Origin of the sequence: Citrobacter sp. RHBSTW-00944, from assembly GCF_013615435.1 — a bacterium.
Taxonomy (GTDB): Bacteria; Pseudomonadota; Gammaproteobacteria; order Enterobacterales; family Enterobacteriaceae; genus Citrobacter; species Citrobacter braakii.
The window spans coordinates 2,363,909-2,388,887 of sequence record NZ_CP055418.1; the positions used below are offsets into that span (position 1 = coordinate 2,363,909).

Here is a 24,979-nt window from a genome sequence, read left to right on the forward strand (position 1 = left end):
CTGTTGATTATCCATTGCGCGGTGTTAGACCGCGCTTTTTTTTTGCCCGCTATTAGTTACAACATACTTTTATATTGTGACGCGACAACAGCCTGTTAGAACGGTGCTCGTAATATGCTAAACAGGGGGGATACCCCTTAATACCCACTTATAAAGAATTTAACATTTGTATGATAAGTGAGTTTAAAAAACTCAATAAAATTCAATATGTTGATTGATTTATCGATATCCCACTAAGGGGGTATGTGAAAATCGACCCTTAATTTTCATCCCTGCCTGCCTTGATCGTTATCAATTCTCACGCCCTTTCAGAGCGTTACCTTCGCTCTCAATCAAGCAATGTCGATTTATCAGAGAGCCGTCAGGCTCCTACAGGAGAAAACCGATGAGTAAATTCCTGGACCGGTTTCGCTACTTCAAGCAGAAGGGCGAAACCTTTGCCGATGGGCATGGCCAGCTTCTCAATACCAACAGGGACTGGGAGGATGGATACCGCCAGCGTTGGCAGCATGACAAAATCGTGCGTTCAACCCACGGTGTAAACTGCACCGGCTCATGCAGCTGGAAAATCTATGTGAAAAATGGTCTGGTGACCTGGGAAACCCAGCAAACTGACTACCCACGCACTCGTCCAGATATGCCCAACCACGAGCCTCGCGGCTGCCCGCGTGGTGCAAGCTATTCATGGTATCTCTACAGTGCTAACCGTCTGAAATACCCGCTGATGCGCAAACGTCTGATGAAGATGTGGCGTGAAGCAAAAAGACTGCACAGCGATCCGGTAGATGCATGGGCATCCATTATCGAAGACGCCGATAAAGCAAAAAGCTTCAAACAAGCGCGTGGTCGTGGTGGATTCGTTCGTTCTTCCTGGCAGGAAGTGAATGAGCTGATTGCCGCATCTAACGTTTACACCATCAAAACCTATGGTCCTGACCGCGTCGCAGGCTTCTCGCCGATCCCGGCGATGTCGATGGTTTCTTATGCGTCCGGCGCACGTTATATGTCGCTGATTGGCGGGACCTGCCTGAGCTTCTATGACTGGTACTGTGACCTGCCGCCAGCTTCCCCGCAGACCTGGGGCGAGCAGACCGACGTACCGGAATCTGCCGACTGGTATAACTCCAGCTACATTCTGGCATGGGGCTCTAACGTACCGCAGACCCGTACTCCGGATGCGCACTTCTTTACTGAAGTTCGTTACAAAGGCACCAAAACAGTAGCAATTACCCCGGACTACGCAGAAATCGCCAAACTGTGCGACCTGTGGCTGGCTCCGAAGCAGGGAACCGATGCGGCGATGGCAATGGCGATGGGTCATGTCATGCTGCGCGAGTTCCACCTCGATAACCCGAGCCAATATTTCACCGACTACGTTCGTCGTTATACCGACATGCCAATGCTGGTGATGCTCGAAGAGCGCGACGGCTACTATGCTGCTGGTCGTATGCTGCGTGCTGCGGATCTGGTTGACTCTCTGGGCCAGGAAAATAACCCGGAATGGAAAACTGTCGCTATCAACAGCAACGGCGAAATGGTTGCGCCAAACGGTTCAATTGGTTTCCGTTGGGGCGAAAAAGGCAAATGGAACCTTGAGCAGCGCGACGGCACGTCCGGTGATGAAACCGAACTGCAGCTCAGCCTGCTGGGTAGCCAGGATGATATCGCAGAAGTGGGCTTCCCGTACTTTGGTGGCGAAGGCACCGAGCACTTCAGTAAAGTCGAACTGGAAAACATTCTGCTGCATAAATTGCCCGTTAAACGCCTGCAACTGGCCGATGGCTCTACGGCGCTGGTGACCACCGTTTACGATCTGACGATTGCCAACTACGGCCTGGAACGTGGTCTGAACGATGAAAACTGCGCGACCAGCTACGATGACGTGAAAGCGTACACGCCAGCGTGGGCAGAAAAAATTACAGGCGTATCACGTTCTCAGATTGTACGCATCGCCCGTGAATTTGCGGATAACGCAGATAAAACGCACGGTCGTTCGATGATTATCGTTGGCGCCGGTTTGAACCACTGGTACCACCTCGATATGAACTATCGTGGCCTGATCAATATGCTGGTGTTCTGTGGCTGTATCGGCCAGAGCGGCGGCGGCTGGGCCCACTACGTAGGGCAGGAAAAACTGCGTCCGCAAACCGGCTGGCAGCCGCTGGCGTTTGCTCTTGACTGGCAGCGTCCGCCTCGTCATATGAACAGTACCTCCTACTTCTATAACCACTCCAGCCAATGGCGCTATGAGACGGTGACTGCGCAGGAACTGCTGTCCCCGATGGCAGACAAATCCCGCTATAGCGGTCATTTGATTGACTTTAACGTTCGCGCTGAGCGTATGGGCTGGTTACCGTCTGCGCCGCAGTTAGGGACTAACCCGCTGTATATCGCGAAAGAAGCGCAGAAAGCAGGTATGACGCCGGTGGACTACACCGTTAAATCCCTGAAAGAAGGTTCTATTCGCTTTGCGGCAGAGCAGCCGGAAAACGGTAAAAACCATCCGCGTAACCTGTTTATCTGGCGTTCAAACCTGCTCGGTTCTTCTGGTAAAGGCCACGAGTACATGCTCAAGTATCTGCTGGGTACTGAACATGGTATTCAGGGCAAAGATCTCGGCCAGCAGAGCGGCGTGAAGCCAGAAGAAGTAGAATGGCAGGATAACGGACTGGACGGCAAACTGGATCTGGTCGTTACGCTGGACTTCCGCCTGTCGAGTACCTGTCTGTATTCCGATATCGTGCTGCCGACCGCTACCTGGTATGAAAAAGACGACATGAATACCTCGGATATGCATCCGTTTATTCATCCTCTGTCTGCGGCCGTTGACCCGGCCTGGGAATCGAAGAGCGACTGGGAAATCTATAAAGCCATCGCCAAGAAATTCTCTGAAGTTTGTGTGGGCCACCTCGGTAAAGAAACCGACGTCGTTACGCTGCCGATTCAGCACGACTCCGCCGCTGAACTGGCGCAGCCGCTGGACGTGAAGGACTGGAAAAAAGGGGAATGCGACCTGATTCCAGGTGTTACGGCACCGCACATCATGACCGTTGAGCGTGATTATCCGGCAACCTACGAGCGTTTCACCTCCATTGGTCCGCTGATGGAAAAAATTGGTAACGGCGGTAAAGGGATTGCCTGGAACACCCAGAGCGAAATGGATCTGCTGCGTAAGCTCAACTACACCAAGGCTGACGGTCCGGCGAAAGGCCAACCGATGCTGGATACCGCAATTGATGCTGCTGAGATGATCCTGACGCTGGCTCCGGAAACTAACGGTCAGGTTGCCGTTAAAGCCTGGGCGGCGCTGAGTGAATTTACCGGTCGTGACCATACGCATCTGGCGCTGAATAAAGAAGACGAAAAAATTCGTTTCCGCGACATCCAGGCGCAGCCGCGCAAAATTATCTCCAGTCCGACCTGGTCAGGTCTGGAAGATGAACATGTGTCTTATAACGCCGGTTATACCAACGTTCATGAGCTGATCCCATGGCGTACGCTGTCTGGTCGCCAGCAGTTGTATCAGGATCACCAGTGGATGCGTGACTTCGGTGAGAGCCTGCTGGTGTATCGTCCGCCAATCGACACCCGTTCGGTGAAAGCGGTGATCGGCGAGAAGTCTAACGGTAACCCTGAAAAAGCGCTCAACTTCCTGACGCCGCACCAGAAATGGGGTATCCACTCCACCTACAGCGACAACCTGCTGATGCTGACGCTGTCTCGCGGTGGTCCGATTGTGTGGATGAGTGAAGTTGATGCGAAGGATCTGGGTATCGAAGATAACGACTGGATCGAAGTCTTCAACAGCAACGGTGCGCTGACGGCGCGTGCAGTTGTCAGCCAGCGTGTGCCGGCCGGGATGACCATGATGTACCACGCGCAGGAACGTATCGTTAACCTGCCGGGTTCTGAAATCACCCAGCAGCGCGGCGGGATCCACAACTCGGTAACCCGTATTACGCCGAAACCAACTCACATGATCGGTGGTTATGCGCAACTGGCATACGGCTTTAACTACTACGGTACCGTCGGTTCAAACCGAGATGAGTTCGTAGTTGTACGTAAGATGAAGAACATTAACTGGTTGGATGGCGAAGGCAATGACCAGGTACAGGAGAGCGTAAAATGAAAATTCGTTCACAAGTCGGCATGGTGCTGAATCTCGATAAGTGCATCGGCTGCCACACCTGTTCAGTGACCTGCAAAAACGTCTGGACCAGCCGTGAAGGTATGGAGTACGCCTGGTTCAATAACGTCGAAAGTAAGCCTGGCGTTGGCTTCCCGAACGACTGGGAAAACCAGGAAAAATGGAAGGGCGGTTGGATCCGTAAAATCAACGGCAAACTGCAGCCGCGCATGGGTAACAAAGCACTGCTGCTGGGTAAAATCTTTGCTAACCCGCATCTGCCGGGCATGGATGATTACTATGAGCCGTTTGATTTTGACTACCAAACGTTGCACAACGCCCCAGCAAACAGTAAGGCGCAGCCGATTGCGCGTCCGCGTTCGCTGATCACCGGTCAGCGGATGGATAAAATCACCAGCGGTCCGAACTGGGAAGAAATTTTGGGGGGCGAGTTCGAAAAACGCGCCAAAGACCAGAACTTCGAAAACATGCAGAAGGCGATGTACGGTCAGTTCGAAAATACCTTCATGATGTATCTGCCGCGTTTGTGTGAGCATTGCCTTAACCCGGCGTGCGTGGCGACCTGCCCAAGCGGCGCTATCTACAAGCGTGAAGAAGATGGCATCGTGCTGATCGACCAGGACAAATGCCGCGGCTGGCGTATGTGTATCACTGGCTGCCCGTATAAGAAGATCTACTTCAACTGGAAGAGCGGGAAATCTGAGAAGTGCATTTTCTGCTACCCGCGTATCGAAGCCGGTCAGCCGACCGTTTGTTCCGAAACCTGCGTAGGCCGTATTCGTTACCTCGGCGTACTGCTGTATGACGCAGATGCGATTGAAAGTGCGGCAAGCACGGAGCACGAGAAAGATCTGTATCAGCGTCAACTGGACGTGTTCCTCGATCCGAACGATCCGGCTGTTATTGAACAAGCGCTGAAAGATGGTATTCCGCTGAGCGTCATTGATGCCGCACAGCAGTCGCCGGTTTACAAAATGGCGATGGACTGGAAGCTGGCGCTGCCGCTGCATCCGGAATACCGCACGCTACCGATGGTCTGGTACGTGCCGCCTTTGTCACCGATCCAGTCTGCCGCCGATGCGGGCGAGCTGGGCAGCAACGGTATTCTGCCGGACGTTGACAGTCTGCGTATCCCGGTTCAGTACCTGGCGAACCTGCTGACCGCAGGCGACACTCAGCCGGTACTGTTGGCGCTGAAACGTATGCTGGCGATGCGTCACTACAAACGTGCGGAAACCGTTGACGGTAAAGTTGATACCCGTGCGCTGGAAGAGGTGGGCTTAAGCGAAGCGCAGGCACAGGAAATGTATCGTTATCTGGCGATTGCTAACTACGAAGATCGTTTCGTGGTACCGAGCAGCCATCGTGAACTGGCGCGTGACGCGTTCCCGGAGAAAAGCGGTTGTGGCTTTACCTTCGGTGACGGTTGCCACGGTTCTGATACTAAATTCAATCTGTTCAACAGCCGCCGCATCGACGCTGTCGATGTGACCAGCAAAACGGAGCCGCACCAATGATTGAACTTGTCATTGTTTCGCGTCTGCTCGAGTACCCGGATGCTGCCTTGTGGCAGCATCAGCAGGAACTTTTCGATGCACTCGCGTCATCTGAGAACCTGGATAAAGAGGATGCCCAGACTCTGGGCATTTTCCTGCGCGATCTCACCGCGCAGGACATGCTGGATGTGCAGGCAAGCTATAGCGAACTGTTTGACCGTGGCCGCGCCACCTCGTTGCTGCTGTTTGAACATGTACACGGCGAGTCCCGCGATCGTGGTCAGGCTATGGTTGACCTGATGGCGCAGTATGAACAGCACGGTCTGCAGCTCGACAGCCGCGAACTTCCCGATCATCTGCCGCTGTATTTGGAATACCTTGCGCAGTTGCCGAAAAGCGAAGCATTAGGGGGGTTACAGGATATCGCGCCGATTCTGGCGCTGCTCAGCGCTCGCTTGCAACAGCGTGAAAGCCGTTATGCGGTGCTGTTCGATCTGCTGTTAAAACTGGCGAATACCGTTATCGACAGCGATAAAGTGGCTGAAAAAATTGCAGATGAAGCGCGTGACGATACCCCACAAGCGCTGGATGCGGTCTGGGAAGAAGAGCAGGTGAAATTCTTCGCCGATCAGGGGTGTGGTGAGTCGGAAATTTCCGCTCACCAGCGTCGTTTTGCCGGGGCCGTTGCGCCGCAGTATCTGAATATCACCACCGGAGGACAGCAATAATGCACTTCCTGAATACGTTCTTCTTTGACATCTATCCGTACATCGCGGGTTCTGTCTTTCTGATTGGCAGTTGGCTGCGTTATGACTATGGGCAGTATACCTGGCGCGCGGCTTCCAGTCAGATGCTGGATCGCAAAGGGATGAACCTGGCGTCAAACCTGTTCCACATCGGGATCCTGGGGATTTTTGCCGGGCACTTCCTTGGCATGCTGACACCACACTGGATGTATGAAGCGTGGCTGCCGCTTGAAGTGAAACAAAAGATGGCGATGTTCGCGGGTGGTGCCAGTGGTGTGATGTGTTTGATTGGTGGCGTCCTGCTGCTGAAACGCCGCCTGTTCAGCCCACGTGTGCGGGCGACCACTACCGGAGCGGACATTCTGATCCTCTCCCTGCTGGTGATCCAGTGTGCGCTGGGCCTGCTGACCATTCCGTTCTCCGCCCAGCATATGGACGGCAGAGAGATGATGAAGCTGGTGAACTGGGCGCAGACAGTGGTGACCTTCCAGGGGGGGGCGTCTCAATATCTGGATGGCGTTGCGTTCATTTTCCGTATGCACCTGGTGCTGGGTATGACGCTGTTCCTGTTGTTCCCGTTCTCGCGTCTGGTGCACATCTGGAGCGTTCCGGTCGAATATCTGACGCGCAAATACCAGATTGTTCGTGCGCGTCATTAATCGGTTATCTGTGTAAGACAAAACCCCGCTCCGGCGGGGTTTTTTTACGACTAATTGGCGGATAAGCATTGTGCATCAGGCAAATTGCCGACCCGAATTGAGGCTTGATCGAGGGCAAGGTATGGGGCATTACAGATGGATTGGATGCTGGTGCGTTATGAAGTGATGGTGGTGGGGGAAGGATTACTCAGCGCGGTGCGCTTCGCCCTTCGGGTCGTTGCCTGCGGCAACGCTTTCTCGCTAACGCTCGAATCGAACCTGAGTCGAAGCTTCTCATCCTTCCCGTCTGGGCAGAATATGAAGCATAACAGATGGATTTGATACAGGTGCTTTATGAGGTGATGGTGGTGGGGGAAGGATTACTCAGCGCGGTGCGCTTCGCCCTTCGGGTCGTTGCCTGCGGCAACGCTTTCTCGCTAACGCTCGAATCGAACCTTAGTCGAAGCTTCTCATCCTTCCCGCTGGGGCAGAATATGAGACATTACAGATGGATTTGATACAGGTGCGTTATGAAGTGATGGTGGTGGGGGAAGGATTACTCAGCGCGGTGCGCTTCGCCCTTCGGGTCGTTGCCTGCGGCAACGCTTTCTCGCTAACGCTCGAATCGAACCTTAGTCGAAGCTTCTCATCCTTCCCGCTGGGGCAGAATATGAGGCATAACAGATGGATTTGATACAGGTGCTTTATGAAGTGATGGTGGTGGGGGAAGGATTCGAACCTTCGAAGTCGATGACGGCAGATTTACAGTCTGCTCCCTTTGGCCGCTCGGGAACCCCACCAGGGGTATACTAATTTTATGAATCTATCGGAATGAATGGTGGTGGGGGAAGGATTCGAACCTTCGAAGTCGATGACGGCAGATTTACAGTCTGCTCCCTTTGGCCGCTCGGGAACCCCACCACGGGGTAATGCTAGTTACTGGCCTGCTTCTGTTGGAAGCGGGGCGCATCATATCAAATGATGCGCCCCTGTAAAGTATTCCGTTGATAAAAAAGAACTGGTTGCCTGATTTTTACGCGTAAAGATGTAAAGGTAACCAATTCAATTATCAATCGATTACAGAATAATCGTTCGGTTACCGTAAACAAAGACGCGTTGAGCCAGAACCTGATACAGCGCGCGGCTTAATACATTTTTCTCAACGTCGCGACCCGCACGCATCATATCTTCTGCGGTGTAGGTGTGATCCACATGAATTACGTCCTGCATAATGATTGGGCCTTCATCGAGGTTATCATTCACGTAGTGGGCTGTTGCACCGATGATCTTCACACCGCGCTCATAAGCCTGATGGTAAGGGCGAGCGCCAATAAACGCTGGCAGGAATGAATGGTGAATATTGATAATCTTATTCGGGAAGCGTGAAACAAATGTTGGTGTCAGAACGCGCATGTATTTTGCCAGCACGACATAGTCAGGTTGGTGCGCGTCGATAGCGTCGGCCATTTTCAGGTCATGTTCGTCACGCGTTAAACCTTCGTGGCTGACCAGCTCAAATGGGATATCAAACCGTTCAACCAAAGGTCGCAGCGTCTCGTGGTTGCCGATCACAGCGGCGATTTCAACATCCAGCCCGCCATAATTGGCCTTCATTAACAGGTCACCCAGACAATGTGCTTCCTTGGTGACCAAAATGACGATACGGCGGCGTCCTGCTGGTGTTAATTCACGAATGGAGCCATCTGGTAGGGCACTATCCAGATCGGCAAGCAGCGTGACGTCGTTAAAAATACCCTCCAGTTCGGTACGCATAAAAAAGCGCCCGGTACGGTGGTCCACGAACTCATTGTTCTGCACGATGTTCAGTTCATGCTTGTAACAGATATTCGTAATGCGCGCGATCAGACCTTTTTGGTCCGGGCAAATAGTACGCAGCACTTTTCGTTGTAATGAATGCATTTGCAGCGGTGATCCTGTTGAGAATGTTTGCAAAATTGATACTGTCGGGCGTTGATTAGCCGCAGCACTTTTTAAATTTTTTACCGGAGCCACAAGGGCAGGTATCGTTTCGTCCAATTTGAGGGCGTGTACCGTCTATATAGTACCACTGACCGTTTTCTTTTAAAAAACGAGAGCGCTCGATAATTGCACCTGTTTTACCTTGTTCAGAAAATCGCGCAACAAAGCTGACATAGCCGATATTTTCTGTGTCTGCCGTTTGTTGTTCAAAAATGGTCAGCCCGAGCCATTCGGTGTGGCTAAATCCTGCGATAATGTCGTCGCGAAACTCGGCTGCATGACAGTCCGGATGCCAGGTCTTGATAAGGTAATCTGCGTCTTTCATCACAAAAGCACAGTAACGAGAACGCATGAGGTGTGACGGCGTAGGTGCTACTTGCGCGCCGGACACATAACGGTAGCAACATAGGCTATACTCGACAGCGCTACCACAGGGACAAAGCTGAGACACAAAGTACTCCCTGGAATAAAAAAACGGCGTAAAAACGCCAGGGTAGCACTATGTTAACTGAGCGGTAGCGATGTTGCTACGTCTGCAAGCCAGGGGAAGTTTGTACGTACAATGAGAAAAATAAAAATTGGGCTGGCGCTAGGTTCCGGCGCGGCGCGAGGTTGGTCGCATATTGGCGTTATTAAAGCCCTAAAGCATATGGGCATTGATGTTGATATTGTGGCAGGGTGCTCCATTGGTTCGCTGGTTGGTGCAGCCTACGCATGCAATAAGTTACCTGCTCTCGAACAATGGGTTTGTTCTTTCAGCTATTGGGACGTCTTACGTCTGATGGATCTCTCGTGGCGCAGGGGCGGTTTACTGCGTGGTGAACGGGTATTCAATCAGTACCGTAATGTCATGCCGGTAGAAGCAATTGAGCAATGCACTCGCCGTTTTGCAACTGTGGCTACTAATCTGAGTACGGGTCGGGAGCTCTGGTTCACGGAAGGTGATTTGCACCTGGCTGTTCGGGCCTCCTGCAGTATTCCTGGTCTGATGTCCCCTGTAGCGCATAATGGTTACTGGCTGGTCGATGGCGCGGTGGTGAATCCCGTTCCTGTATCCTTAACTCGCGCGCTGGGCGCTGATATCGTTATTGCCGTCGATCTGCAACACGATGCGCATCTTATGCAGCAAGATTTACTCTCCTTCAACGTCAGCAGTGATGCCGAAACGGGTGATGATGTCGACGCGCTTTCATGGCGTGCCCGACTGAAAGAGCGCTTGAGCAACATAACGGCCAGGCGTGCGGTAACCGCGCCGACGGCGATGGAGATCATGACGACTTCTATTCAGGTTCTGGAAAACCGTCTGAAACGTAACCGCATGGCCGGTGACCCGCCAGATATCCTGATCCAGCCGTTTTGTCCGCAAATATCCACGCTGGATTTTCACCGCGCCAGCTCAGCAATTGCTGCTGGACAACTGGCGGTCGAGAAGAAAATGGATGAGCTTCTACCCCTGGTGAAAACCAACATCTAACGCATTTTTTATCAACACTTAAGCAAATTCTGACAGGCGTGAGTAGCAATAGCATGCCACTATTTACTAAAGCCAGTCAGGGGGGAGAATATGACGCAGCCATTGGTCGGAAAACAGATTCTTATCGTTGAGGATGAGCCGGTATTTCGCTCACTCATGGACTCATGGTTTTCCTCTTTGGGAGCGACAACGGCGGTAGCTGGCGATGGACTTGAAGCACTTGAATTACTCGGGCACTTTAACCCCGACCTGATTATCTGCGACCTGGCTATGCCACGAATGAACGGCCTTAAGCTAGTAGAGTATCTGCGTAATCGTGGCGATCAGACCCCCATCCTGGTGATATCAGCGACGGAAAACATGTCTGATATAGCCAAAGCACTGCGATTGGGTGTGGATGATGTGCTGCTAAAGCCGGTAAAGGACCTGAACCGCCTGCGCGAAACCGTCTTTGCGTGTCTGTATCCGAATATGTTTAATTCACGCGTGGAAGAAGAAGAGCGGCTGTTTCGCGACTGGGATGCGATGGTCGGGGATCCCGCCGCTGCAGCGAAGCTGTTACAAGAATTACAGCCTCCTGTGTCGCAAGTTATTTCACGATGTCGGATCAACTATCGTCAATTGGTAGCCGCCGATCAGCCGGGGCTGGTACTGGATATTGCACCGCTATCGGACCATGACCTTGCGTTTTATTGTCTGGATGTGACGCGGGCAGGGGATAATGGCGTTCTGGCAGCATTGTTACTGCGGGCGCTATTTAACGGTTTGCTGCAGGAACAGCTCGCGCATCAAAATCAACGATTGCCGGAGCTCGGTGCGTTATTGAAACAGGTTAACCATTTATTGCGCCAGGCTAATTTGCCCGGACAATTCCCTTTGCTGGTGGGTTATTACCACAGCGGATTAAAAAACCTGATTCTGGTATCAGCAGGGCTGAATGCGACATTAAATACAGGTTCCCACAATGTACAAATCAGCAATGGCGTTCCGTTGGGAACCTTAGGGAATGCGTATCTTAATCAACTGAGCCAACGTTGCGAATCCTGGCAATGCCAAATTTGGGGGGCCGGTGGTCGGCTGCGCCTGATGTTGTCTGCAGAATGAACAACCGAGTGGAGTGAGAATGAAATTGGCTCACCCACCTCATGCTGTGAGTGCTACTATCAGCGCCAGATTTATTCGTATTTATCTTAATTATACCGACGCGCGTCCTTTTCAGACCAGAAGCTTGTCGCGGTACTGATATACTTGGATGCGATACAGATTGATGAACACGTTCAATACATGAACAGTCCAGGAGAGTTTTAAATGGCTGCCCTTAATTCAAAAGTCAAAAAGGCCGTTATCCCGGTTGCGGGATTAGGAACCAGGATGTTACCGGCTACGAAAGCAATCCCGAAAGAGATGCTACCGTTGGTTGATAAGCCATTAATTCAGTACGTCGTAAACGAATGTATTGCTGCGGGCATCACTGAAATTGTACTTGTAACTCACTCGTCTAAAAATTCGATTGAAAACCACTTCGATACCAGCTTTGAACTTGAAGCTATGCTGGAAAAACGTGTAAAACGCCAGCTTCTGGAAGAAGTGCAATCTATTTGTCCGCCACATGTCACTATTATGCAGGTGCGTCAGGGACTGGCCAAAGGTCTGGGCCACGCGGTATTGTGCGCGCACCCGGTGGTTGGCGATGAGCCCGTTGCGGTTATCTTGCCGGACGTCATTCTTGACGAATACGAATCTGATTTATCACGCGACAACCTTGCCGAAATGATTCATCGTTTCGATGAAACAGGCAGCAGCCAGATTATGGTTGAGCCGGTAGAAGATGTTACCGCTTATGGTGTTGTTGATTGTAAAGGCGTTGAATTAGCGCCGGGCGAAAGCGTACCGATGGTTGGCGTTGTTGAAAAGCCGAAAGCGAATGTGGCGCCATCTAATCTGGCCGTCGTGGGGCGTTACGTCCTTAGCGCGGATATCTGGCCTCTGCTGGCAAAAACGCCTCCGGGAGCCGGTGACGAAATTCAGCTGACTGATGCTATCGATATGCTGATTGAAAAAGAAACGGTTGAAGCTTATCACATGAAGGGCAAAAGCCATGACTGTGGTAATAAGCTGGGCTATATGCAGGCGTTCGTTGAATATGGTATTCGCCATAATACTCTCGGCGCTGAATTTAAAGCCTGGCTGGAAGATGAGATGGGTATTAAGAAGTAACCTGCTGGTATTATCAGGTCTGAACGGTGCTGTTAATCCAGCACCGTTTTTTTATACCTGAACTGGGTAGGGACTGTGCGAAGTACAGGTAAAAAAAATCCCGCCAGTGGCGGGATTTTAAGCAAACTATTTCTGAATTATTCCTTGATTAAGAAATCGTCCAGTTGTTTACCTTGTTCTTCCATCGCTTTTTTGATCACTGCCGGTGTACGACCCTGACCAGTCCAGGTTTTAGTTTCACCGTTTTCGTCAACATAGCTATATTTAGCCGGACGTGCAGCGCGTTTAGCTTTGGTGCCAGATTTAACAGCAGCCATGCTATTCAGCAGTTCGTTCGGGTCAATGCCGTCAGCGATCAGCATTTCACGATATTGTTGCAGTTTACGAGTACGTTCTTCAACTTCGGCAGCTGCAGCGCTTTCTTCTTCACGGCGCTCGCTAACAACAACTTCTAATTTTTCCAGCATTTCTTCAAGCGTTTCCAGAGTACATTCTCTTGCCTGCGCACGAAGAGTACGGATGTTGTTCAGAATTTTAAGTGCTTCGCTCATTGTAGTAATCTCAAACTTATATTGGGGGTGGTTTGTTGAGCTAATAATAGAGCGATAAATTCAGTTGTGCAATAGCCAGGAATGTAAGGAATTCAAAATTGCGCTTTATTTAGTATCAGAATTAATTCATCTGTCTTAAATTCACCGCGACGTTGGGCATAAAAAAGGCTTATTGGTGAGGGGGCTTCTCAGCGGCTGAGAGTAAAAATTCAAGATTCAGGTCACATTTTATGGTGTACAAATAGTATCTCTTTGCAGTGATTTCAACCTTTTGTATTAGTTTTGCTTACATGAATTCGCTAATACATGGCGACAGTGGGTAGATTCAATAACAATAAGGGAAGGGTTTCTTTATTGCCGTAAGAAGATAAGAGGTATGGATAAATTTCATGAGCACTATTTGTGAAAGAGTGTGTATATACCCGTCCAGTTTCAGGCTGCCTGGGCTATGACTGGAGTGTACTAGTGCTCCCATGTCACTTAAAGGATCGGTTATTTAGGCGACACTGAGCGAGTCTGAACGCCTATTTATACGCCTATGCAGGCAACGCTACACCGACACGTTCGTGAAATATGCTACAATCCTGCCCATATTTATTTCCCCGAGTGAGGGCCTACGGTCAATGGCACAGCTATATTTTTACTATTCTGCAATGAATGCCGGTAAGTCGACTGCATTGCTGCAATCTTCGTACAATTATCAGGAACGTGGGATGCGTGCCGTGGTATATACAGCGGAAATTGATGACCGCTTTGGTGCTGGAAAAGTAAGTTCACGTATAGGTCTGTCGTCACCTGCAAAATTGTTTAACCAAAATTCATCATTGTTCGAAGAGATTCGGGCTGAGAATGAGCAGCAAAGAATTCACTGTGTACTGGTTGATGAGTCGCAGTTTCTGACTCGACAGCAGGTTTATGAATTATCTGAAGTTGTCGATCAACTGGATATTCCCGTGTTGTGCTACGGCTTGCGTACCGATTTTCGTGGTGAGTTATTTGGCGGCAGCGAATACCTGTTGGCATGGTCAGATAAACTGGTTGAATTAAAAACCATTTGTTTCTGTGGGCGTAAGGCCAGCATGGTGTTGCGTCTTGATCAGGCAGGACGACCTTATAACGAGGGCGAACAGGTGGTGATTGGCGGGAACGAACGCTATGTATCGGTATGCCGTAAACATTATAAGCAAGCACAGTCTGAGGGCTTTCTGACGGCGATACAAGAACGACACAACCACGACTAACTCTATGCGCTTCTGGGCGCTTATTAGCACAGGGTAGGCTGCGACATTCGCTAATGTTCGCTACCCTGTAAGACACTCTCCTGACGCTATTCTCGCATCCTCCTAAGCATCCTTTTACAGGTCCATCCTTTACACGTCGCTGAATTGGTCATGTATCGATTCTGATAACGAAAGATGTAAAAAAAACGGCCCCAATTTGGGACCGTTTATGGTGAAACTAAAACTTATCTGGATGAATTAAGCGGATTTCTTCGCTTTTTTCTCAGCTTTCGGCGCTGCTACTGCTTCAGTCTTAACTGCGGTTTGATCTTCGCTGTATTCACGACCGTAGTAGGTATCCATCAGGATCTGTTTCAGTTCAGAAATCAGCGGGTAACGCGGGTTAGCACCAGTACACTGGTCATCAAACGCATCTTCAGACAGTTTGTCCACGTGTGCCAGGAAGTCAGCTTCCTGAACGCCAGCTTCACGGATAGACTTAGGAATACCCAGTTCAGCTTTGATTTCGTCAAGCCAGCCCAGCAGTTTCTGGATTTTTGCAGCAGTACGGTCGCCCGGTGCGCTCAGACCCAGATGGTCTGCGATTTCAGCGTAGCGACGACGAGCCTGCGGACGGTCGTACTGGCTGAATGCAGTCTGTTTAGTCGGGTTGTCGTTCGCGTTATAACGAATAACGTTGCTGATCAGCAGGGCGTTCGCCAGACCGTGAGGAATGTGGAACTGAGAACCCAGCTTGTGCGCCATTGAGTGACATACACCCAGGAAGGCGTTAGCAAATGCAATACCGGCGATGGTTGCTGCACTGTGTACACGCTCACGCGCTACCGGGTTCTTAGAACCTTCGTGGTAGGACGCTGGCAGGTTTTCTTTCAGCAGTTTCAGCGCTTGCAGAGCCTGACCGTCGGAGAACTCAGAAGCCAGCACGGATACGTAAGCTTCCAGGGCGTGAGTAACGGCATCCAGACCACCGAACGCACACAGGGACTTAGGCATATCCATCACCAGGTTGGCGTCAACAATCGCCATATCCGGAGTCAGCGCATAGTCTGCCAGCGGGTATTTCTGACCAGTTGCATCGTCAGTAACAACCGCAAACGGAGTAACTTCAGAACCGGTACCGGAAGTGGTGGTGACGGCAACCATCTTCGCTTTTACGCCCATTTTCGGGAACTTGTAGATACGTTTACGGATGTCCATAAAGCGCAGTGCCAGTTCTTCGAAGTGGGTTTCTGGGTGTTCGTACATAACCCACATGATTTTCGCGGCGTCCATCGGGGAACCGCCACCCAGCGCGATGATCACGTCTGGTTTAAAGGAGTTAGCCAGCTCAGCACCTTTGCGTACAACGGTCAGAGTTGGGTCAGCTTCAACTTCAAAGAACACTTCGGTTTCAACGCCAGCAGCTTTCAGCACGGAGGTGATCTGGTCAGCATAGCCATTGTTAAACAGGAAGCGGTCGGTCACGATCAGCGCACGTTTGTGACCATCGGTAATCACTTCATCCAGTGCGATTGGCAGAGAGCCACGACGGAAGTAGATAGATTTCGGAAGTTTGTGCCACAACATGTTTTCAGCTCGCTTAGCAACGGTTTTCTTGTTGATCAGGTGCTTAGGACCAACGTTTTCAGAGATGGAGTTACCACCCCAGGAACCACAACCCAGAGTCAGGGAAGGCGCGAGTTTAAAGTTGTACAGGTCACCGATACCACCCTGAGAAGCTGGGGTGTTAATCAGGATACGTGCGGTTTTCATCATCTGACCGAAGTAAGCAACACGTTCTGGCTGGTTGTCCTGGTCGGTGTACAGGCAAGAGGTATGACCGATACCGCCCATCGCAACCAGTTTTTCAGCTTTAATAACGGCGTCTTCGAAGTCTTTCGCACGGTACATTGCCAGCGTCGGAGACAATTTTTCGTGAGCGAACGGTTCGCTTTCGTCAACAACTGTCACTTCACCGATCAGAATCTTAGTGGTTTCTGGTACGGAGAAGCCTGCCAGTTCAGCAATTTTGTATGCCGGCTGACCAACGATAGCCGCGTTCAGCGCGCCATTTTTCAGGATAACGTCCTGAACGGCTTTCAGCTCTTTGCCTTGCAGCATGTAGCCGCCGTGAGTCGCGAAACGCTCACGTACTGCGTCGTATACAGAGTCAACGACAACAACGGACTGTTCAGAAGCACAAATTACGCCGTTATCGAAGGTTTTAGACATCAGAACAGATGCAACAGCACGTTTGATATCAGCGGTTTCATCGATAACCACAGGGGTGTTACCTGCGCCTACACCGATTGCTGGTTTACCGGAGCTGTATGCTGCTTTAACCATGCCTGGACCACCGGTCGCAAGGATCAGGTTGATGTCCGGGTGGTGCATCAGCGCGTTTGACAGTTCTACGGAAGGTTGATCGATCCAGCCGATCAGATCTTTCGGTGCGCCAGCAGCAATTGCTGCCTGCAGAACGATATCAGCAGCTTTGTTAGTGGCATCTTTAGCACGCGGATGCGGAGAGAAGATGATGGCGTTACGCGTCTTCAGACTGATCAGTGATTTGAAGATTGCAGTAGAAGTCGGGTTAGTGGTTGGAACGATACCGCAGATGATACCAATCGGTTCAGCGATGGTAATGGTACCGAAGGTGTGGTCTTCAGCCAGTACACCACAGGTTTTTTCGTCTTTATATGCGTTATAAATGTATTCGGAAGCAAAGTGGTTTTTAATCACTTTATCTTCGACGATGCCCATGCCAGATTCGGCAACGGCCATTTTCGCGAGAGGGATTCGAGCGTCTGCGGCAGCCAGAGCGGCGGCACGGAAGATTTTGTCAACCTGTTCTTGAGTGAAACTGGCATATTCACGCTGGGCTTTTTTTACGCGCTCTACAAGTGCGTTAAGTTCAGCGACATTAGTAACAGCCATAATGCTCTCCTGATAATGTTAAACTTTTTTAGTAAATCATCTGCTCGATACGAGAGTATAGACAGATCGACGAAAATTTGTGTAACGTTTTGAAAATCAAACGGTTAATTAACGTCCACTTTACCTTGATTTACTAAAAGAGCTTATACGCTAGCGCCACTTAATTCTAACGCGCTACCTCCAGGTGGCGTAAGCAAGATTACTCACTTCTGAGTAGTAATTGCGTGATCTGGATCAAAATTTCGCAAAGCTGACACCTTTCAGCAGGCCCTTTTAGCGTTTATCGGTAAGTGTTAATGAATTGATGGGGTGAATGCTATTAACATTAGCATATTTAATACATATTAATAACACCAAGTATTGGAAGTGTATTTACGTAGATATACACAGATAGAAGGTGAAGTATGCTGACAAAAGGCGTATCTTCAGCGCGGATTTTATCAATTTTTATGACTCATTTTATCCGGCTAACGCTTCGGAGCTAACCGTGATCCAAACGCTATTTGATTTTCCTGTCTATTTTAAATTTTTCATTGGGTTATTCGCATTGGTTAACCCGGTCGGGATCATCCCAGTCTTTATCAGTATGACCAGCTATCAAACGGCTGCTGCGCGAAATAAAACCAACCTTACGGCAAACCTGTCGGTTGCCATCATCCTGTGGACCTCGCTGTTCCTTGGTGACGGTATTCTGCAGCTCTTCGGTATCTCGATAGATTCGTTCAGGATTGCCGGCGGCATTCTGGTGGTGACTATCGCAATGTCGATGATTAGCGGAAAACTGGGCGAAGATAAGCAAAACAAACAGGAAAAATCAGAAACAGCAATCCGCGAAAGTATCGGCGTAGTGCCGCTGGCATTGCCGTTAATGGCGGGGCCGGGGGCGATAAGCTCAACTATTGTTTGGGGTACGCGCTATCACAGTGCGATTAACCTGTTTGGTTTTTTTGTGGCGATTGCGTTGTTTGCCCTGTGCTGTTGGGGACTGTTCCGCATGGCACCGTGGCTGGTACGGCTGCTGGGCCAAACCGGTATCAACGTCATTACGCGTATTATGGGGTTGTTGTTAATGGCCTTAGGGATCGAATTCATTGTGACTGGAATCAAGTCCATTTTCCCCGGTTTACTTGCCTGATATTCCTCTTCGGCATCAACGGAGCCTCTTTCGGCTCCGTTTCCTTTCGTTATTAGTAAAACTTCTCACTAAAGTTGAAAATCAGCATAGAAATATAAAAAACTCTGATGGCCATTCATTAATTTATTCATTGATTTTATAGATATAACGCTCAGTAGGCCACCAGAGGGATCCCGACGTCACTGTTATTTTATTAACATCATACTCTGGGGCTTGCTGAAGGATTATCGAAATGTTATTAGTTATTTCAGCGTTTTTTTTAGATGAATGTGCTAATTAATAACCAATTGTTAAATTTATGTGCATTTTGGCGTGGTGTTGACACAGGACTGGAGGTTAACACTGCGTGTGATGCAATATATTGATTTTTATCGTTTTATTGTCACAATCTTTCATTCGTAAGACTTTTTTAGTGAGATTTATTTCCAATAAAAGAGAATTGGTTAACAAATTTGTAAAATGTATTGGCGGTTAAGAAACGCATTTGATACTTTCCGGCCAGGTATTATGCAGAAGAATTCACGTTGATGAGAATCATTTTCAATTAGTTTCTCTCAACAGGGTAATAACGTGTTTCCGGCAGGGGAGGCACGTAGACAATCGACGCAAGGCGGTCATACGAATCGCCAGAAATAAATAAAGTCGGTGATAGCAAGCAGTAAAACAAGAAACTACCTGACGGCAGAAAATCTCCGGTGCCGTACAGGGATCCTGACAGGATTAACAGTCTGGTTAAAAAACCAGCCATAATAATGAGGGAGTACAAACACAATGACTAACATCACTAAAAAAAGTTTAGTAGCTGCGGGGATCCTAACTGCGCTAATCGCTGGGAATGTTGCTACGGCGGCAGTTGTACCAGCCGGTGTGCAGCTTGCTGAAAAGCAGACTCTGGTGCGTAATAACGGTTCGGAAGTTCAGTCACTCGATCCACATAAAATCGAAGGTGTACCTGAATCCAATATCAACCGTGACCTGTTTGAAGGTTTATTAATCAGCGATGTCGATGGCAAACCATCGCCTGGCGTGGCTGAAAAGTGGGAAAATAAAGACTTTAAGGTGTGGACATTCCATCTGCGTAAAGACGCTAAATGGTCTGACGGCACGCCTGTTACCGCGCAAGATTTCGTGTATAGCTGGCAACGCCTGGCTAATCCAAATACCGCGTCACCGTACGCCAGTTATTTACAGTACGGTCACATTGTCAATATTGACGATATTATCGCCGGCAAAAAGCCGATCACCGATCTCGGTGTCAAAGCTCTCGACGATCATACATTTGAAGTCACCCTGAGCGAGCCTGTTCCTTATTTCTACAAATTGCTTGTGCACTCATCCGTTTCTCCGGTTCCTAAAGCAGCGGTTGAAAAATACGGTGAGAAATGGACCCAGCCCGCTAACATCGTCACTAACGGCGCCTATAAGCTGAAAGACTGGGTGGTCAACGAGCGCATTGTACTTGAGCGTAACACCAACTACTGGGACAACGCCAAAACGGTTATTAACCAGGTTACCTACCTGCCAATTTCTTCTGAAGTGACTGACGTTAACCGCTATCGCAGCGGTGAAATCGACATGACCTATAACAACATGCCGATCGAGTTATTCCAGAAACTGAAAAAAGAGATCCCGAACGAAGTTCACGTTGACCCGTATCTGTGCACCTATTATTACGAAATCAACAACCAGAAAGCACCGTTCAACGATGTTCGTGTTCGTACCGCCCTGAAACTGGCGTTGGATCGTGACATTATCGTCAACAAAGTTAAAAACCAGGGGGACCTGCCGGCGTATAGCTTTACCCCTCCTTACACCGATGGCGCGAAACTGGTTGAACCTGAGTGGTTCAAATGGTCTCAGGAAAAACGTAATGAAGAAGCGAAAAAACTGCTGGCTGAAGCCGGGTATACCGCTGAAAAACCGTTGACCTTTGACCTGCTGTATAACACCTCAGATCTGCATAAAAAGCTGGCCATCGCAGCGGCATCTATCTGGAAGAAAAATCTGGGCGCCAACGTGAAGCTGGAAAACCAGGAATGGAAAACATTCCTCGATACGCGCCATCAGGGTAACTATGATGTTTCGCGTGCAGGCTGGTGTGCGGATTACAACGAACCAACATCCTTCCTGAATATGGTGCTGTCTGACAGCTCCAACAACACCGTCCACTATAAGAGCCCGGCGTTTGATAAGCTGATTGCGGATACGCTGAAAGTGACTGATGAAGCGCAGCGCAGCGAACTTTATTCGAAAGCGGAACAGCAGCTGGATAAAGATTCTGCGATTGTACCGGTTTATTACTATGTTAACGCCCGCCTGGTGAAACCATGGGTTGGCGGATACTCCGGTAAAGACCCGATGGATAATATCCACGTTAAAGACTTGTATATTATCAAGCATTAATGGCAAGACGTGGGGCAATCATTTTGCCCCACAGTGTCTTTTTCTTCGAACTATTAACACCGCTTTACCTGAACGTCGGGGTAGAAGAGGTGTAAAGGCACACGCCAGAAGGTACGGGCAATGTTAAAATTTATATTACGTCGCTGTCTGGAAGCGATTCCGACGCTGTTTATACTTATTACGATTTCATTCTTTATGATGCGCCTTGCGCCGGGAAGCCCATTCACCGGGGAACGCGCGTTACCGCCAGAGGTACTGGCTAATATCGAAGCGAAATATCATCTTAACGATCCTATCTCGACGCAGTACTTCAGCTACCTCAAGCAACTGGCGCATGGCGATTTTGGGCCATCTTTTAAATATAAAGACTATACGGTAAACGACCTTGTGGCATCGAGCTTTCCGGTTTCTGCGAAGCTGGGAGCTGCGGCCTTTATTCTTGCGGTCCTCGTTGGCGTTAGCGCTGGGGTAATAGCCGCGCTGAAACAAAATACGCGTTGGGACTACACGGTGATGGGGGTGGCAATGACCGGGGTGGTTATCCCCAGTTTCGTGGTCGCTCCCTTATTGGTCATGATATTTGCCATAACCTTGAAATGGCTGCCCGGAGGCGGCTGGAATGGCGGGGCGTTGAAATTTATGATCCTGCCAATGGTGGCCTTGTCACTGGCTTATATCGCCAGTATCGCCCGTATTACCCGCGGTTCGATGATTGAAGTGCTGCACTCTAACTTTATTCGTACCGCACGCGCTAAAGGGTTGCCGATGCGGCGGATTATTTTCCGCCATGCGTTAAAACCTGCGCTGTTGCCTGTGCTGTCCTATATGGGACCAGCATTTGTCGGCATTATTACCGGTTCGATGGTTATTGAAACCATCTATGGTTTGCCGGGCATTGGCCAGCTGTTCGTCAATGGCGCGTTAAACCGCGACTATTCGCTGGTCCTGAGCCTCACCATACTGGTAGGGACGCTGACCATCGTGTTTAACGCGATTGTTGACGTGCTGTATGCCGTTATCGACCCGAAAATTCGTTACTGATACTGGAGCTCGCTATGATGTTAAGTAAGAAAAACAGCGAAGCGCTGGAGAATTTCAGTGAAAAGCTGGAGGTCGAGGGCCGCAGTCTGTGGCAGGACGCACGTCGACGCTTTATGCATAACCGCGCGGCGGTAGCAAGCCTGGTCGTGCTGGTGATTATTGCGCTGTTTGTGACGCTGGCGCCGATGCTGTCGCAGTTTACCTACTTCGATACCGACTGGGGCATGATGTCCAGCGCGCCGGATACAGAATCTGGACACTATTTCGGCACCGACTCGTCAGGTCGAGACCTGCTGGTTCGTGTGGCGATTGGCGGTCGCATCTCGTTGATGGTCGGCATTGCCGCGGCGTTGGTCGCGGTAGTTGTCGGCACGCTATACGGTTCTCTGTCGGGCTACCTCGGCGGTAAAATCGACTCGGTGATGATGCGTCTGCTGGAAATCCTCAACTCCTTCCCGTTCATGTTCTTCGTGATTCTGCTGGTCACCTTCTTTGGGCAAAATATCCTGCTGATTTTTGTCGCTATCGGGATGGTATCCTGGCTGGATATGGCGCGTATCGTGCGTGGGCAAACGCTGAGTCTTAAGCGCAAAGAGTTTATTGAAGCAGCGCAAGTGGGTGGGGTATCTACCGTGCGCATCGTTATCCGTCATATTGTGCCGAACGTGCTGGGCGTGGTGGTGGTGTACGCTTCGTTGCTGGTGCCCAGCATGATCCTGTTTGAATCCTTCCTGAGCTTTTTGGGATTAGGGACGCAGGAGCCGTTAAGTAGCTGGGGGGCGTTGCTGAGTGATGGTGCCAACTCGATGGAAGTCTCACCATGGCTGCTGCTGTTCCCGGCAGGATTCCTGGTGGTCACTTTGTTCTGTTTTAACTTTATTGGCGATGGCCTGCGTGATGCCCTCGACCCGAAAGACCGTTAAGGAGTGCAGCCATGAGCGTAATTGAAACCTCAACCGCGCCGCTCGCGCAACAACAGGCTAACGCACTGCTGAACGTTAAAGATCTGCGCGTGACGTTTGCCACCCCCGACGGCGATGTGACTGCGGTAAACGATTTAAACTTTTCTCTGCGAGCTGGAGAAACGCTGGGTATTGTTGGGGAATCCGGTTCAGGTAAATCGCAAACGGCCTTTGCCCTGATGGGCCTGCTGGCGGCAAATGGCCGTATCGGAGGTTCTGCAACCTTCAACGGACGTGAAATTCTGAATTTACCGGAACGAGAGTTGAACAAACTGCGCGCCGAGCAAATCTCGATGATTTTCCAGGACCCGATGACCTCTCTCAATCCGTACATGCGAGTCGGCGAGCAGTTGATGGAAGTTCTCATGCTGCATAAAGGCATGAGCAAAGCGGAAGCCTTTGAAGAATCGGTAAGAATGCTGGATGCGGTGAAAATGCCGGAAGCGCGTAAGCGTATGAAAATGTATCCGCATGAATTCTCCGGCGGGATGCGTCAGCGTGTAATGATCGCCATGGCGCTGTTGTGCAGGCCTAAATTACTGATAGCCGATGAGCCGACTACCGCGCTCGATGTTACGGTACAGGCGCAAATCATGACCCTGCTGAATGAACTGAAAAGCGAATTCAACACTGCGATTATCATGATCACCCACGATCTGGGAGTAGTTGCCGGTATTTGCGATAAAGTTTTGGTGATGTACGCCGGACGTACCATGGAATATGGCAGTGCACGAGATGTCTTTTATAAGCCCGTTCATCCGTATTCGATTGGTTTGCTAAATGCCGTACCTCGTCTGGATGCCGAAGGGGAAGAGATGCTGACTATCCCGGGCAACCCGCCGAACCTGTTGCGTCTACCAAAAGGTTGTCCATTCCAGCCGCGTTGCCCGCATGCGATGGAAATCTGTAGCAGTGCTCCGCCACTGGAAGAGTTTAGTCCGGGCCGCCTGCGCGCCTGCTTTAAATCGGTGGAGGAACTGGTATGAATGCGGTCACCGAACAACGAAAAGTGCTCCTTGAAATTGCCGATCTTAAAGTCCATTTCGACATTAAAGACGGCAAGCAGTGGTTCTGGCAGCCGTCTAAAACCCTGAAAGCGGTTGATGGCGTGACTCTGCGACTGTATGAAGGTGAAACCCTGGGCGTGGTCGGCGAATCAGGCTGTGGAAAATCGACTTTTGCCCGTGCGATTATTGGCCTGGTGAAAGCCACCGATGGAAAAGTCGCCTGGCTGGGTAAAGATTTGCTGGGCATGAAACCCGATGAGTGGCGGGAAGTGCGTAGCGATATTCAGATGATTTTCCAGGATCCGCTGGCATCACTGAACCCGCGCATGACCATCGGTGAAATCATTGCCGAACCGCTGCGGACTTATCATCCGAACCTGTCTGGTCAGGAAGTCCGCGACCGTGTGAAGGCGATGATGATGAAGGTGGGGTTGCTGCCAAATCTGATTAACCGCTACCCGCATGAGTTTTCCGGCGGTCAGTGTCAGCGTATTGGTATTGCCCGGGCGCTGATCCTCGAGCCGAAGCTGATTATTTGCGATGAACCGGTTTCGGCGCTGGACGTATCCATTCAGGCCCAGGTGGTGAACCTGTTACAACAGCTCCAGCGTGAAATGGGATTATCGTTAATCTTCATTGCTCACGACCTGGCGGTGGTGAAACATATCTCCGATCGCGTGCTGGTCATGTATCTCGGACACGCGGTGGAATTAGGGACTTATGATGAGGTGTACCATAATCCGCTGCACCCTTATACTAAAGCGTTGATGTCTGCAGTGCCGATTCCCGACCCGGATCAGGAAAGGAACAAGGTTATCCAGTTGCTGGAAGGCGAATTGCCGTCGCCGATTAATCCTCCTTCCGGCTGCGTGTTCCGTACGCGCTGCCCGATTGCCGGACCGGAATGCGCAAAAACCCGCCCGGTTCTCGAAGGAAGTTTCCGTCACGCAGTTTCCTGCCTGAAAGTAGACCCGCTATAATCCTGAGGGCTGACAAAGGTCAGCCCTTCTTTTTGGTGAGGTATA

18 protein-coding genes, 2 tRNA genes and 3 other RNA genes are annotated in these 24,979 nt (G+C 50.3%); 14 read left to right on the forward strand and 9 right to left on the reverse strand.

Going from position 1 to position 24,979, the window contains the following annotated elements; genetic code table 11:
• The first annotated feature begins 385 nt into the window (after positions 1–385).
• Genes HV334_RS11375 through narI form a run of 4 tightly spaced genes read left to right on the forward strand, consistent with a single transcriptional unit; the run spans position 386 to position 7,048 of the window.
• Positions 386–4,129: a nitrate reductase subunit alpha gene (locus HV334_RS11375; RefSeq protein ID WP_181221738.1), complete on the forward strand. Its 3,744-nt coding sequence runs from the start codon at positions 386–388 to the stop codon at positions 4,127–4,129.
• Positions 4,126–5,664, forward strand: coding sequence for a nitrate reductase subunit beta (gene narH, locus HV334_RS11380; protein ID WP_181221739.1), 1,539 nt, complete (start codon positions 4,126–4,128; stop codon positions 5,662–5,664). Before HV334_RS11375 ends, narH begins: the two co-directional genes overlap by 4 nt.
• Complete coding sequence (gene narJ / locus HV334_RS11385; protein ID WP_016153282.1) at positions 5,661–6,371, forward strand: nitrate reductase molybdenum cofactor assembly chaperone; 711 nt, start codon at positions 5,661–5,663, stop codon at positions 6,369–6,371. Before narH ends, narJ begins: the two co-directional genes overlap by 4 nt.
• A complete protein-coding gene (gene narI / locus HV334_RS11390) occupies positions 6,371–7,048 on the forward strand; it encodes a respiratory nitrate reductase subunit gamma (RefSeq protein ID WP_181221741.1) in 678 nt (225 codons plus the stop codon). The genes narJ and narI overlap by 1 nt, the downstream gene beginning before the upstream one ends.
• Positions 7,049–7,214: 166 nt before the next feature.
• Here narI and HV334_RS11395 read toward each other — a convergent pair.
• The 7 genes from HV334_RS11395 to HV334_RS11425 all read right to left on the reverse strand — a co-directional run bounded on the left by HV334_RS11395 (position 7,215) and on the right by HV334_RS11425 (position 9,458).
• A non-coding RNA gene (locus tag HV334_RS11395) (RtT sRNA) lies at positions 7,215–7,346 on the reverse strand.
• A gap of 44 nt (positions 7,347–7,390) precedes the next feature.
• A non-coding RNA gene (locus HV334_RS11400) (RtT sRNA) lies at positions 7,391–7,522 on the reverse strand.
• 44 nt (positions 7,523–7,566) lie between these two features.
• Positions 7,567–7,698, reverse strand: a non-coding RNA gene (locus HV334_RS11405) — RtT sRNA.
• A 44-nt stretch (positions 7,699–7,742) separates the two neighbouring features.
• Positions 7,743–7,827 (reverse strand) — tRNA-Tyr (locus HV334_RS11410).
• 36 nt (positions 7,828–7,863) lie between these two features.
• Positions 7,864–7,948: transfer RNA gene (locus HV334_RS11415), tRNA-Tyr, on the reverse strand.
• 156 nt (positions 7,949–8,104) lie between these two features.
• Complete coding sequence (purU, locus tag HV334_RS11420) at positions 8,105–8,947, reverse strand: formyltetrahydrofolate deformylase (RefSeq protein ID WP_016153278.1); 843 nt, start codon at positions 8,945–8,947, stop codon at positions 8,105–8,107.
• Between the two features lie 55 nt (positions 8,948–9,002).
• On the reverse strand, positions 9,003–9,458 hold the full coding sequence (locus HV334_RS11425) for a YchJ family protein (RefSeq protein ID WP_141875235.1): 456 nt from the start codon (positions 9,456–9,458) through the stop codon (positions 9,003–9,005).
• 111 nt (positions 9,459–9,569) lie between these two features.
• On the opposite strand from HV334_RS11425, the gene rssA reads away from it, so the two are divergent.
• The 3 genes from rssA (at position 9,570) to galU (ending at position 12,698) form a co-directional block, all read left to right on the forward strand.
• Positions 9,570–10,481, forward strand: coding sequence for a patatin-like phospholipase RssA (gene rssA, locus HV334_RS11430; protein WP_181221743.1), 912 nt, complete (start codon positions 9,570–9,572; stop codon positions 10,479–10,481).
• A gap of 90 nt (positions 10,482–10,571) precedes the next feature.
• The gene (gene rssB, locus HV334_RS11435; RefSeq protein WP_016153275.1) at positions 10,572–11,585 is read left to right on the forward strand and encodes a two-component system response regulator RssB; all 1,014 of its coding nucleotides are present in this window, start codon (positions 10,572–10,574) and stop codon (positions 11,583–11,585) included.
• 204 nt (positions 11,586–11,789) lie between these two features.
• Positions 11,790–12,698: a UTP--glucose-1-phosphate uridylyltransferase GalU gene (gene galU / locus HV334_RS11440; RefSeq protein ID WP_016153274.1), complete on the forward strand. Its 909-nt coding sequence runs from the start codon at positions 11,790–11,792 to the stop codon at positions 12,696–12,698.
• A 137-nt stretch (positions 12,699–12,835) separates the two neighbouring features.
• Here galU and hns read toward each other — a convergent pair whose 3' ends face one another.
• Positions 12,836–13,249 carry a histone-like nucleoid-structuring protein H-NS gene (gene hns / locus HV334_RS11445; protein WP_003020723.1) on the reverse strand — a complete coding sequence of 138 codons (414 nt, stop codon included), beginning with the start codon at positions 13,247–13,249 and terminating at the stop codon, positions 12,836–12,838.
• 623 nt (positions 13,250–13,872) lie between these two features.
• Between hns and tdk the strand changes: the two genes are divergently transcribed.
• Positions 13,873–14,490: a thymidine kinase gene (gene tdk, locus HV334_RS11450; RefSeq protein ID WP_181221745.1), complete on the forward strand. Its 618-nt coding sequence runs from the start codon at positions 13,873–13,875 to the stop codon at positions 14,488–14,490.
• Between the two features lie 237 nt (positions 14,491–14,727).
• On the opposite strand, the gene adhE is transcribed toward tdk, so the two are convergent.
• The gene (adhE, locus tag HV334_RS11455; RefSeq protein ID WP_016153272.1) at positions 14,728–17,406 is read right to left on the reverse strand and encodes a bifunctional acetaldehyde-CoA/alcohol dehydrogenase; all 2,679 of its coding nucleotides are present in this window, start codon (positions 17,404–17,406) and stop codon (positions 14,728–14,730) included.
• A 487-nt stretch (positions 17,407–17,893) separates the two neighbouring features.
• Between adhE and ychE the strand changes: the two genes are divergently transcribed.
• The 6 genes from ychE to oppF all read left to right on the forward strand — a co-directional run bounded on the left by ychE (position 17,894) and on the right by oppF (position 24,934).
• Entirely contained in the window at positions 17,894–18,541 is a 648-nt protein-coding gene (ychE, locus tag HV334_RS11460; protein WP_003020714.1) for an NAAT family transporter YchE, read from the forward strand.
• Between the two features lie 771 nt (positions 18,542–19,312).
• Positions 19,313–20,944 (forward strand): oligopeptide ABC transporter substrate-binding protein OppA, encoded by a 1,632-nt coding sequence (oppA, locus tag HV334_RS11465; protein ID WP_016153271.1) that lies wholly within the window; start codon positions 19,313–19,315, stop codon positions 20,942–20,944.
• 120 nt (positions 20,945–21,064) lie between these two features.
• A complete protein-coding gene (gene oppB, locus HV334_RS11470) occupies positions 21,065–21,985 on the forward strand; it encodes an oligopeptide ABC transporter permease OppB (protein ID WP_003020708.1) in 921 nt (306 codons plus the stop codon).
• Positions 21,986–21,999: 14 nt separating this feature from the next.
• The gene (oppC, locus tag HV334_RS11475) at positions 22,000–22,908 is read left to right on the forward strand and encodes an oligopeptide ABC transporter permease OppC (RefSeq protein WP_003020701.1); all 909 of its coding nucleotides are present in this window, start codon (positions 22,000–22,002) and stop codon (positions 22,906–22,908) included.
• Positions 22,909–22,919: 11 nt separating this feature from the next.
• Entirely contained in the window at positions 22,920–23,933 is a 1,014-nt protein-coding gene (gene oppD / locus HV334_RS11480; RefSeq protein WP_181221747.1) for a murein tripeptide/oligopeptide ABC transporter ATP-binding protein OppD, read from the forward strand.
• Positions 23,930–24,934, forward strand: a complete 1,005-nt coding sequence (gene oppF / locus HV334_RS11485; RefSeq protein WP_016156729.1) for a murein tripeptide/oligopeptide ABC transporter ATP-binding protein OppF — start codon at positions 23,930–23,932, stop codon at positions 24,932–24,934. The genes oppD and oppF overlap by 4 nt, the downstream gene beginning before the upstream one ends.
• Positions 24,935–24,979: the final 45 nt, after the last annotated feature.